Source organism: Winogradskyella sediminis, from assembly GCF_003387355.1.
GTDB classification, from domain to species: Bacteria; Bacteroidota; Bacteroidia; order Flavobacteriales; family Flavobacteriaceae; genus Winogradskyella; species Winogradskyella sediminis.
The window spans coordinates 246655-258846 of sequence record NZ_QUNH01000003.1; the positions used below are offsets into that span (position 1 = coordinate 246655).

Genomic DNA, 12192 nt, shown 5'->3' on the forward strand with positions numbered 1-12192 from the left:
AGCAATTAAAAAAAAATGCATCAAAATTTTAAATTTTGATGCATAATAGTATTTAAGAACTTAAGAACTAAGATCCGATAGAAGAGTATTCAAATCCAATACTTTCCATGTTATCTTTATCTAATATATTTCTTCCATCAAATATAAAAGCTGGTTTTTTCATATTATCATAGATTTTTTGCCAATCGTATGTTTTAAACTCATCCCACTCAGTCATAATAGCTATAGCATGAGCATCTTTAGACACTTCATATGGGTCTTCAAATGAAGTTACTAACTCATTATTCTCCTCTGCGCTTCTAGTATTGAGATAATTTAAATCTGCTTGCACCTTTTTATTATTTACTTTTGGGTCGTAAACAGCTATATGTGCTTGTTCGTTTAGTAAGTGATCTGCCACATATATTGCAGCTGATTCTCTAGTGTCATTGGTATCTTTCTTAAAAGCCCAACCAAGCATAGCAATCTTTTTACCAGAAACGGTATTATATAAGGTGCTAATTAAATTATCAGAGAAACGACGTTTTTGATGATCGTTTAAAATAATTACTTGTTCCCAATAGTCTGCCACAGCATTTAAGTTGTAACTCCTAGCAATATAGACAAGGTTTAAAATATCTTTCTGAAAACAAGAACCACCAAAACCAATAGAAGCATTTAGGAATTTTGGACCAATTCTTGAATCCATTCCTATTGCTTTTGCTACTTCGTTCACATTAGCTTCAGTGTGTTCACATAATTCGGAAATAGCATTAATTGATGAAATTCTTTGTGCTAAAAACGCATTGGCTGTTAATTTAGATAACTCAGAAGACCATACATTTGTTCTTAAAATATTTTCTTGAGGGACCCAAGTTCCATATATACTAGCTAAGCTTTCTATGGCGTCTTCAGATTCTCCTCCTATTAAAACACGGTCTGGACTTAATAAATCTTCAATGGCTGTACCTTCTGCTAAAAATTCTGGGTTAGATAAGATTTCAAACTTTACATTATTACCGGTGTTATGTAAAATGCTTTTTATAGCTTGAGCCGTTCTTACAGGTAAGGTTGATTTTTCAACTACAATTTTATCTGTAGATGCTACTTCAGCAATATTTCTAGCACATAATTCTACATATTTTAAATCCGCAGCCATACCTTTACCTTTTCCATAAGTTTTGGTAGGTGTGTTTACCGAGATAAAAATCATTTCAGATTCTTTAATCGCTTCATCAATTGCAGTAGAAAAGAATAGGTTTTTTCCTCTAGTTTCTTTTACAATTTCTGCTAATCCTGGTTCATAAATTGGCAATTTAGATACGTCTTCATTATTCCAAGCGGCAATCCGCTCTTCATTAATATCGACAATAGTTACTTTAATGTTTGGATTCTTTTTTGCTATTACTGCCATTGTTGGTCCACCAACGTATCCAGCACCAATACAGCAAATCTTTGTGATTTTCATGCTTTTATGTTTAATTTGATTTGAGCCTAAATTTTATTATATGTACAAATTTGACTTTTTATTTTACTTCTATCAAGTTGTATTAATATCTTTTCTTTCAAAAAGATATTTGTGTTTTTATTGAGATAATAATTTTTCAAATTTAAACTATTAATTGTAATAGTCTTTATACCAGTCTATAAAAGATTTTACACCAGACTTAATAGAGGTATTTGGTCTATAATCATAATCTTTAATTAGGTCATCGACATCAGCCCATGTACGTTCCACATCACCGGGTTGCATTTCCATCATATTTTTAGTAGCAACTTTACCGAGATTAAGCTCTATTTCTTTAATAAAATCTAGTAATTTAACTGAGTCATTATTACCAATATTGTATAACTTATAATACGCTTTAGTATCAATCCGATTTGTTGCTGGTTTTTCAATTACTCTAACTACACCTTCTACGATATCGTCAATATAAGTGAAATCGCGCTCCATTTTTCCATGATTAAATACTTTTATAGGTCTATCTTTAACAATTGCATCCGTAAATAAGAACATCGCCATATCTGGTCTTCCCCAAGGTCCATATACTGTAAAGAATCGTAAGCCTGTGGTTGGAATTTTAAACAAATGACTATAAGTGTGTGCCATAAGTTCATTGCTTTTTTTTGTAGCTGCATATAAGCTTATTGGGTGGTCTACAGTGTCTTCTGTAGAAAATGGAATCTTTTTATTCATGCCATAAACACTTGAGCTACTTGCGTAAACGAGATGTTTGATGTTATAATTCCTGCAACATTCAAGTATATTTAAGAAACCAACAAGATTTGAGTCCACATAAGTTTCTGGATTTTCTAAACTATATCTTACACCTGCTTGTGCAGCAAGATTACAGACAACATCAAAATTTTCACTTTTAAATAATTTAGGGAGTTGTTCTCTATCTTCAAGATTCATTCTTATGAAACTAAAGTTTTCCGATTCACTTGTACAAAGAGAATTAAAATTAGTAGCCTCAGTTTTATCTACGCCTAATTCATTTAGTCTTGAGTATTTTAAGTTAACATCATAATAGTCATTTATATTATCTAGTCCAACGACTTGATGACCTTTAGATAACAGAACTTTACAAGTGTAAAATCCAATAAATCCTGCCGCACCTGTGACTAATATTTTCATAATTATGCTTGTTTTGCGAATTAATGCTTCAAATATTAAAATTTAGATTGTAATTATTCAATTTTAATTGAAACAAATATATTTTATTGGTTGTTTGTATAATTTATATCGAGGATTGTCGCTAATGAATCACAATTTTTGACCCTCAATTCTAGATCACGATCTTTATAGCTATTTTCTATAAGATAGATTTTGCAAGAATCAACTTTTGTATCACTTTCTGAAAAATCTACATTTCCATATTTCACCAAATTTATCACTATTGTTGAATCTAATGTTTGTGTTGTAATAAAACTTGAAGCTTTATCAGAATATTTAAAAGGTTTTGAAGTTATATTTTTTACTGTTCTGGCATTAGGACCATAATCGCAAGAAGCGTCCTTTCCGTTTAAAAAAAACATAAGAAGTATTAAACCAATAGCAAAACCGCCAAGGTAATAGGCAAAACGATGTATAAATTTCATAGATTTAAAGTGTCAGTCTGATGATAAAAGCTTAATAGCAAATTAAAAAATTAACAAGTTGGCATCACTATATTCTAAATCGAACCATTCTGCGACCGATTTATTAGTTAAAATACCGTGGTAAAAATACAACCCATTTTTTAAACCACGATCAAAACGAAGCGCATTTTCAATACCACCATATTCACCTATTTCTAATAAATAGGGTGTAAAGATGTTACTTATAGATACAGAAGCGGTCCTTGAATAACGCGCTGGAATATTAGGGACACAATAGTGAATGACTCCGTTATGTTCAAAGGTAGGACGATCGTGCGTAGTGACTTCGCTTGTTTCAAAACAGCCTCCCATATCAATACTCACATCAATTACTACTGAACCCGATTTCATATTAGCTACCATACTTTCTGTGACGATAACAGGTGCTCTGTTTGCTCCTCTAACTGCACCAATAGCAACGTCGCAACGCTTTAATGCTTTAAGAAGGTTTTTAGGTTGCATTGTTGAAGTATAAATGGTGCGTCCTAAATTGTTTTGAAGGCGTCGTAGTTTGGTAATGGAGCTATCAAATACTTTTACATTAGCACCTAGACCTGTGGCAGAGCGTGCTGCAAATTCGCCAACAGTACCAGCACCGAGTATAACAACTTCTGTTGGTGGCACACCATTAATGTTACCTAGCATTAAACCATTTCCGCCATTCACGTTAGAAAGTAATTCTGATGCAATTAAAATTGAAGCTGTGCCTGCAATTTCGCTTAGAGAACTTACTGCAGGATATTGACCATCATCGTCTTTAATATATTCGAAGGCTAAAGCTGTAATTCGTTTTTTAGCTAAAGCTTCAAAATAAGACTTATTTTGAGTTTTTATTTGTAGTGCAGAAATTAATAAGGTCTGTGGATTGATAAGTTTAATCTCTTCTAAAGAGGGTGGTTCTACTTTAAGAATTATAGGGCAGGAGTAGACTTTAGAGGTGTCTTTGGTAACTTCAGCACCAGCTTCACTATAAGTTTTATCTTTAAAATTAGCACCTTCACCAGCGCCAGACTCAAACAATACACGGTGACCATTAGCGGTTAATGCAGAAACGGCATCTGGTGTTAAGCATACACGTCGCTCTTGAAAATGAGCTTCTTTAGGAATGCCAATAAAAAGCTCCCCCTTTTGCTTAAGAATTTCTAAGGTTTCTTCTTGAGGTAATAATTGGGCTTTGGTAAATGGTGATAGTGATATACTCATTAAGTCAATTACTTTTATATTGTCTTTGCAATATAGCAAATAACACTAAACAAAATACAGTAATAAAAGAACTTAAGTGACATTTAATTTATAGTGTAGTATATGTAAACCTAAAAATACTGTTTAACTTTTCCCCAAAGACCTTTAGGTTTAATCATAAACTCAGCTTCAAGTTCTTCGAGTGTTTTGTCAGCATAATTAATTTTGTTGAACATTTTAGCTCTAATTAAATAAATTGATGGAACTACTAGAACCAAAACAGGAAGTAACACCACAAAGGTACCTTCATCAATATTTCCAGCTTCTCCATTCCAACTTATAACTGCTTGAAATGCAAACATAACAATAGGTACTAATATGGCATGATACCACCAATGACGGCAGGTAAAAAACCAAATAGTCAATAGTATAAGGGGAATAATTTTACTCGTATAAACCCACATTGCATATTGTGCATCTTCCCAAACTCCACTTTTATAGGTAAACAAAAAAGTGTCCCAAACTGCATCAGTCGGAACACTTTCATGTAAGGAATACAAAAGAGGAGTAGAGGCTATAATTGTAGCAATAATTGTTCCTACAATGGCGCTTCTACTTAATTTACTATTATCCCCATTTAATGAGTTTTCTTTTTTTCTTCTCAATTTGTGTTGTTGTCTGTCCATCTAAGTCAATAAGATTAGTAGCTTGTACAGTAAATAATACTCCTCCGAAGATTGCAATAGCTAGGACTAAATTTTTTTTTGTTTTCATAATTTAAAGGGATTTAATTAATTAATTTAGTTCAAATGTAAAAGCATTAGTAAGCGTTTACAAATCGAAAACTGTTAAAGTCCAATGAATTATGAAGCGTTCGTTACGGTTTTTCCGTAATCCTAGTTGAATTTTGTAGGAAAATTATTCAATTTTAATTAAAAAATTATACTGTTTTCATAGCTGACTTTTGGGTTAAATGATTAGTGTTAATGGTTAATTTAATAGATCGCGTATCGCTATCTACCTTAGTAATAGCAACGGTTTGTGCTTCCGTTGGTATTAATTCTTCGATGCGCTCTGACCATTCCATAAATAACCAATGATTACTATTAAAATAATCTTCGATTCCAAAATTGTAGGCTTCTTCAATAGATTCTATTCTATAGAAGTCGAAATGATATATTTTGTCGTTAGGTATATTATACTCATTCACTATAGAAAAAGTAGGGCTGGTGGCAACATCATTACTTTTCATTGCCTTTAGCAGCGCATTGATTAATGTGGTTTTACCTGCGCCCATTTCTCCATTAAATAATACTGTTTTTGTATCAAGATGAATAAGGATACGATTCGCAATTGTATCTATATCATTTAAATGGTATGTGAATTCTATAATTTTCACTTTAAATTTTAAGTCATTTTCAGTTACAATAGTAGGGATATTTTTTGAGATAACCTAAAAAATAGTGTATTTCGTCGGATTTTTTTGCACTTTAAAGGTTTTTAACCTCATAATGTTGTATTTATAATCAAAATAGAGCAACTTAAAAATAGGATTAAAATATAAAAATGATACCGAATTGTATACGGTATCATTTTTAAATTAAGAGTAAAACAAATTTAGGACTAATTATTTAGGATCCATAACAACAAAAGGTATAATCATTTCCTCTAAAGAAACACCTCCGTGTTGATATGTATTTCTATAATAACTAACGTAGTGATTAAAATTATTTGGGTAGGCTAAAAACAAATCACCCTTGGCAAAAATAAAAGAGCTACTCATAGTTAATGCAGGTAGATGTATAGACTTAGGGTTCTTAATGGCTAATACATCCTTGTCTTCGTAGGTGAGACTTCTACCTGTTTTATAACGCAGATTTAAGCTTGTATCTCTATCACCAATAACTTTAGTTGGTGCTTTTACGTTAATAGTGCCGTGATCTGTGGTTAGTATTAACTTAAAACCAAGTTGTTGTGACAACTGAATCATTTCGAATAAAGGAGAGTTCTTAAACCAACTTACGGTTAGTGAGCGATACGCTTTGTCGTTAGATGCTAATTCTTTAACAACTTCCATTTCTGTTTTAGAGTGCGACAACATATCTACAAAATTGTAAACAATGACGTTAAGGTCGTTATTTTTTAGAGATTTAAAATTCTCTACCAGTTTTTTTCCGGATTTGAGGTTTGTAATTTTATGATATTCATGTTTTATATGTCCTAAGCCTAAACGTTTTAATTGTTCTTTTAAAAAATCACCTTCGTGCATGTTTTTACCTCCGTCGTCGGTATCGTTTTTCCAGTACTGAGGAAATAGACTTTCCATATCTGCTGGCATTAATCCAGAAAAAATAGCATTACGTGCATATTGTGTTGCTGTGGGCAGAATACTGTAAAATGCCAATTCCGATGCTTTTTTATAATAATTATTTACAATAGGTTCAAAAGCTTTCCACTGGTCGTAACGTAAGTTATCGATCACAACTAAAACGGTTGGTTGTTTATCACTTAATTCTGGTACCACTTTATCTTTAAATAACGTATGTGACATTACAGGTGCATCAGTATTAGGCTGAAACCAATCTTCATAATTTTTCTCTATAAATTTGCCAAATTGCATATTAGCTTCCGTTTTTTGAGATTCTAAAATAGCGGTCATGCCAATATCTTCAATATTTTCTAGCTGTAATTCCCAGTATATCAGTTTTTGATATAATTCCACCCATTCTTCATAAGAATTAACCATAGATAAATCCATCGCAATTTTTCTAAACTCTTGCTGATAATTAGAGGTTGTTTTTTCAGAAACTAACCTTGAATGGTCTAAATTTTTCTTTAAGCTTAATAAAATCTGATTAGGGTTTACTGGTTTTATTAAATAATCTGCAATCTTATTACCAATAGCTTCTTCCATAATGTACTCTTCTTCGCTTTTAGTAATCATTACTATCGGAAGATTAGCACGTCGTTCTTTAATTTCATTGAGGGTTTCTAGTCCTGTTAATCCTGGCATATTTTCATCTAAAAAGACAATATCAAAATTAGTATCAGTAATGATTTCTAAAGCTTCGGTACCACTTTGGCATTTAGTAACACTATAGCCTTTTTGTTCTAAAAAAATAATATGTGGCTTTAATAAATCGATTTCGTCGTCAACCCAAAGAATATTTATCATGTTGTGGTATATTTGTTTCTTAATTATTGAAATTTAAAATTTTGCCTACAAAAAATAAGCTTAAAATATTTAACGATCCAATTTACGGATTTATTACCATACCGAATTCGTTAATATTTGATATCATTCAGCATAAGTACTTTCAAAGATTACGTCGTATAAGCCAAATGGGATTATCTTATTTGGTGTATCCTGGTGCGCATCATACAAGATTTCATCATGCTTTAGGTTGTATGCATTTAATGCAAAAAGCCATTAATGTACTTCGCTTTAAGGGAGTTATGATTTCTGAAGAAGAAGAAAACGGATTGTTAATTGCTATTTTGTTGCACGATATTGGTCATGGACCTTTTTCACATGCCATGGAGCATAGCATTGTAAATAACGTATCTCATGAAGAAATTTCACTACGTTTTATGGAAGAACTCAATTCAGACTTTAACGGAAGTTTAACGTTAGCCATTTCAATCTTTAAAGGCGAGTACCCAAGACATTTTATGTGTGAGCTCATTTCTAGTCAATTGGATATGGATAGAGCCGACTATTTAAAACGCGATAGTTTTTATACAGGTGTTGCAGAAGGTAATATTAATAGTGAGCGTCTCATTACCATGCTAAATGTTGTAGACGATCAGTTGGTTGTGGAAGAAAAAGGGATTTTAAGCGTGGAAAAATTCTTAATAGCAAGGCGCTTTATGTATTGGCAAGTATATATGCATAAAACCGGTGTAGTTGCAGAGCAATTATTAATGGGATCCTTAAAAAGAGCTAAAGAATTAGTGCATCAAGGTGTAAAATTAAGATGTAGCGATGCTTTATTTTATTTCTTGTCTTCTGAAATTAATGCAGAAAACTTTAATTCTGCAACCTTAACGGTATTTTCAAAATTAGACGATTATGATATTGTAGCTGCAATGAAAGATTGGCAAAACCATGAGGATTTTGTGTTAAGCAATCTCTGCCAAATGCTATTGAATAGAAGCTTATTGAAAGTGAAATTAAAAAATAAGCCAATTAAATCTTCGGAATTAATAATGCATTCAGAGGCCTTAAAAAAGAAACATAATATTACAGAACATGAAGCTTCATATTTTGTGTTTCAAGGTGTATTAACGAACCAGGCTTATCAAAATAACTTTCAGAAAATCAATATTTTATTTAAGTCAGGAAAAATAAAAGATATGGTTAAAGCATCTGACCAATTAAATTTAAAAGCACTGAGTAAACCTATCACTAAATATTATATGTGCTATCCTAAAAAGAAAATGTAATCCTTTTTTTCTATTTTTGTGCATAGCAACAAGACTTTAAAATCAAATCATTGAAATTTACAGCAGAACAAATCGCAGGTATTTTAGAAGGAATAGTTGTTGGTGACCCAAATATAGAAGTTTCTAAACTTGCTAAAATAGAAGAAGGAACAGAAGGCTCACTAACATTTTTGTCTAATCTTAAATATACACCTTATATATATACAACAAAAGCATCTATAACTATTGTAAATTCAGATTTCGAACCAGAAAAACCAATATCTACGACGCTAATTAAAGTAGAAGATGCATATGAAGGTTTTTCTAAGCTATTAGAATATTACGATCGTATAAAATCAAATAAATCAGGAATAGAGCAACCTAGTTTTATTTCAGATACTGTTGAAGTCCCAGACGAGATTTATGTCGGTGCCTTTGCTTATATTGGTCATAATGTAGAACTGGGGACTAATGTTAAAATATTTCCTAATGCTTACATTGGCGATAATGTTAAAATTGGTGATAATTCTGTAATATTACCTGGTGCTAAAGTCTATTCAGATTGTGTATTAGGAACCAATTGTGTTATCAATTCTGGAGCTATTATTGGAGCAGACGGTTTTGGTTTTGCTCCCACTAAGGATGGAGGATATGTTAAAATACCACAAACAGGAAATGTTATTTTGGAAGATTTTGTTGATATCGGAGCAGGTACCACTATAGATAGAGCAACGATAGGTTCTACTATAATTAGAACTGGAGTTAAGCTCGATAATCAAATACAAATTGCCCATAATGTTGAAATCGGAAAAAATACGGTTATAGCCGCTCAATCAGGAGTAGCGGGTTCAACAAAAATTGGAGAACATTGCCAAATTGGCGGACAGGTTGGTATTGCAGGGCATTTAACAATTGGAAACAACGTTAAAGTACAAGCGCAATCTGGTATCGGGAGAAATGTAAAGGATAACGAAGTCTTACAAGGCTCTCCTTCTTTTGGATACACGGATTGGAATAAATCTTATGTTTATTTTAAAAATTTGCCGAAACTGGTAAAAACTATTAATGAATTAGAAAAAAAAGTAGATGGCCATAATTAAAACGGAAACGAAACAGAAAACCATTGAAAAAGAAGTAACACTTTCGGGTGTAGGGCTTCATACTGGTGCAGAAGTTAAATTAGTATTTAAGCCTGGTGCGGAAAACTCTGGATTCGTTTTTCAACGAACAGATTTGGAAGGATCACCAAAAATCGAAGCTGATGCTAATTACGTTACAAGTACACAGCGAGGAACTTGTATGGAGAAAAACGGAGTAACGATTCAAACTTGCGAACATGTCTTAGCAGCCTTAGTAGGTCTAGATATCGATAACGCAATAATAGAATTAAATTCTTCAGAACCGCCAATTATGGACGGCTCTTCTAAATTCTTTGTAGAGGCTTTAGAGAAATGTGGTATTGTTGAGCAAAATGCGTTTCGTGAAGAATATGAGGTCACTCAAGTGGTATCCTATACTGATGAAGGCTCTGGCAGCGAAATCATTTTAATGCCATCAAGCACCTATCAAATTACGACTATGGTAGATTTTGGTACTAAAGTTTTGGGAACCCAAAATGCTACGCTAAACAAGGTTTCAGACTTTAAAACTGAAATTGCGGATGCCAGAACATTTAGCTTTTTGCATGAAATTGAAATGCTTTTAGAGCACGGATTAATTAAGGGAGGTGATTTAAATAATGCCATCGTTTACGTAGATAAAGAATTATCTGATGAAACAATGGAGAAATTGAGAGTTGCTTTTAATAAAGATAATATCGCAGTAAAACCAAATGGTATTTTAGACAACTTAACGTTGCACCATCCTAATGAAGCTGCACGTCATAAGCTATTAGATGTCTTAGGTGATTTAGCTTTAATTGGTACAAGGATAAGAGGTAAAGTCATAGCTAATAAACCAGGTCATTACGTTAATACGCAGTTTGCTAAAAAAATCTCTAAGCTAATAAAGAATGAAAGACGTAATAATGTTCCACAAGTTGATTTGAATGCAGAGCCATTAATGGACGTGAATCAAATTATGGACATGTTGCCACACAGACAACCATTTTTATTAATAGATAAGGTGTATGAATTGTCTGATAACCATGTTATTGGTATGAAAAATGTGACCATGAACGAAGAGTTTTTTAAAGGTCATTTTCCAGGTGCACCAGTGATGCCAGGTGTATTAATAGTTGAAGCTATGGCGCAAACAGGTGGTATCTTGGTATTAAGTACTGTACCAGATCCTGAAAATTACTTAACTTTTTTCATGAAAATGGATAAGGTGAAATTTAAGCAAAAAGTAGTACCAGGAGATACATTAATTTTTAAATGTTCATTAATTTCACCAATTAGAAGAGGAATCTGTCATATGCAAGGTTATGCTTATTCTAACGGCAAATTATGTGCAGAGGCAGAGTTAATGGCACAAATATCAAAAGTTAAATCATAATAAAAAATGTCTTCAAAACGAAAAATTGAAGTCTACAACGATTAAAAGCGAATACATTTTTACCGCTTTATCACAATAAAAAACAGAAAAATGAACCAACCGTTAGCATACGTACATCCTGGAGCAAAGATTGCTAAGAATGTTGTTATAGAACCTTTTACAACGATACATAATAATGTAATAATTGGAGAAGGGACTTGGATAGGAAGTAATGTAACCATTATGGAAGGAGCTCGAATAGGTAAAAATTGTAGTATTTTCCCTGGCGCTGTAATTTCAGCAGTTCCACAAGATTTAAAATATAACGACGAAGAAACTACCGTAGAAATCGGAGATAATGTTACCATTAGAGAATGTGTAACCATTAATCGTGGTACAAGCGATAAGATGAAAACCGTCATTGGTAACAATTGTTTAATTATGGCATATTGTCACATAGCACACGATTGTATTGTTGGGAATAATTGTATTTTTTCTAATAATAGTACACTGGCCGGACATATTACCGTTGGTGATTATGTAATTTTAGCTGGTATGACTGCAGTTCATCAATTTTGTTCTATCGGAAATCATGCTTTCGTTACAGGTGGTTCTTTAGTAAGAAAAGATGTGCCTCCTTTTGTAAAAGCGGGAAGAGAACCATTATCCTATGTTGGAATTAATTCAGTAGGATTGAGACGTAGAGGCTACGAGTCTGAAAAAATTAGAGAGATTCAGAATATTTACAGAATTCTGTATCAAAAAAATTACAATAATACCCAAGCTTCAGATTTAATAGAAGCTGAAATGGAAGCCACACCAGAACGCGACGAGATTTTGCAATTTATTAAGAATTCGCATCGTGGTATCATGAAAGGCTATTTCAAATCAAACTAATAAAATAGATTTTAGTATTACTTATAATCTTTCACAATATATTAAGATTAAGTAATACTAAGTCAGTCATATAAATAAATTAAGATTAAGAAC

Annotated in this window: 12 protein-coding genes; 4 read left to right on the forward strand and 8 right to left on the reverse strand. The window is 32.4% G+C overall.

Annotation, left to right across the window (positions count from 1 at the left end; all coding sequences use genetic code 11):
* Positions 1–67 precede the first annotated feature (67 nt).
* From C8N41_RS13805 to porX, 8 genes are all read right to left on the reverse strand, one after another.
* Positions 68–1447: a nucleotide sugar dehydrogenase gene (locus C8N41_RS13805; protein WP_115839708.1), complete on the reverse strand. Its 1380-nt coding sequence runs from the start codon at positions 1445–1447 to the stop codon at positions 68–70.
* A gap of 150 nt (positions 1448–1597) precedes the next feature.
* Positions 1598–2617: an NAD-dependent epimerase gene (locus C8N41_RS13810; RefSeq protein ID WP_092443099.1), complete on the reverse strand. Its 1020-nt coding sequence runs from the start codon at positions 2615–2617 to the stop codon at positions 1598–1600.
* Positions 2618–2700: 83 nt separating this feature from the next.
* On the reverse strand, positions 2701–3081 hold the full coding sequence (locus C8N41_RS13815) for a hypothetical protein (RefSeq protein ID WP_092443097.1): 381 nt from the start codon (positions 3079–3081) through the stop codon (positions 2701–2703).
* A 42-nt stretch (positions 3082–3123) separates the two neighbouring features.
* Complete coding sequence (locus tag C8N41_RS13820) at positions 3124–4323, reverse strand: alanine dehydrogenase (protein ID WP_092443095.1); 1200 nt, start codon at positions 4321–4323, stop codon at positions 3124–3126.
* Between the two features lie 110 nt (positions 4324–4433).
* A complete protein-coding gene (locus C8N41_RS13825; protein ID WP_244266690.1) occupies positions 4434–4967 on the reverse strand; it encodes a hypothetical protein in 534 nt (177 codons plus the stop codon).
* On the reverse strand, positions 4930–5076 hold the full coding sequence (locus tag C8N41_RS16995) for a hypothetical protein (RefSeq protein WP_170137131.1): 147 nt from the start codon (positions 5074–5076) through the stop codon (positions 4930–4932). The genes C8N41_RS13825 and C8N41_RS16995 overlap by 38 nt, the downstream gene beginning before the upstream one ends.
* A gap of 166 nt (positions 5077–5242) precedes the next feature.
* Positions 5243–5701 (reverse strand): tRNA (adenosine(37)-N6)-threonylcarbamoyltransferase complex ATPase subunit type 1 TsaE, encoded by a 459-nt coding sequence (gene tsaE, locus C8N41_RS13830; protein WP_244266689.1) that lies wholly within the window; start codon positions 5699–5701, stop codon positions 5243–5245.
* A 228-nt stretch (positions 5702–5929) separates the two neighbouring features.
* Positions 5930–7477 (reverse strand): T9SS response regulator signal transducer PorX, encoded by a 1548-nt coding sequence (gene porX / locus C8N41_RS13835; RefSeq protein WP_092443093.1) that lies wholly within the window; start codon positions 7475–7477, stop codon positions 5930–5932.
* 41 nt (positions 7478–7518) lie between these two features.
* Between porX and C8N41_RS13840 the strand changes: the two genes are divergently transcribed.
* The 4 genes from C8N41_RS13840 (at position 7519) to lpxA (ending at position 12099) form a co-directional block, all read left to right on the forward strand.
* Positions 7519–8748 (forward strand): HD domain-containing protein, encoded by a 1230-nt coding sequence (locus C8N41_RS13840; RefSeq protein WP_115839826.1) that lies wholly within the window; start codon positions 7519–7521, stop codon positions 8746–8748.
* A 50-nt stretch (positions 8749–8798) separates the two neighbouring features.
* On the forward strand, positions 8799–9827 hold the full coding sequence (gene lpxD / locus C8N41_RS13845) for a UDP-3-O-(3-hydroxymyristoyl)glucosamine N-acyltransferase (RefSeq protein ID WP_115839709.1): 1029 nt from the start codon (positions 8799–8801) through the stop codon (positions 9825–9827).
* Positions 9814–11223 (forward strand): bifunctional UDP-3-O-[3-hydroxymyristoyl] N-acetylglucosamine deacetylase/3-hydroxyacyl-ACP dehydratase, encoded by a 1410-nt coding sequence (locus C8N41_RS13850; RefSeq protein ID WP_092443089.1) that lies wholly within the window; start codon positions 9814–9816, stop codon positions 11221–11223. The genes lpxD and C8N41_RS13850 overlap by 14 nt, the downstream gene beginning before the upstream one ends.
* Before the next feature lie 90 nt (positions 11224–11313).
* Positions 11314–12099: an acyl-ACP--UDP-N-acetylglucosamine O-acyltransferase gene (gene lpxA / locus C8N41_RS13855; protein ID WP_092443087.1), complete on the forward strand. Its 786-nt coding sequence runs from the start codon at positions 11314–11316 to the stop codon at positions 12097–12099.
* The last annotated feature ends 93 nt before the right edge of the window (positions 12100–12192 follow it).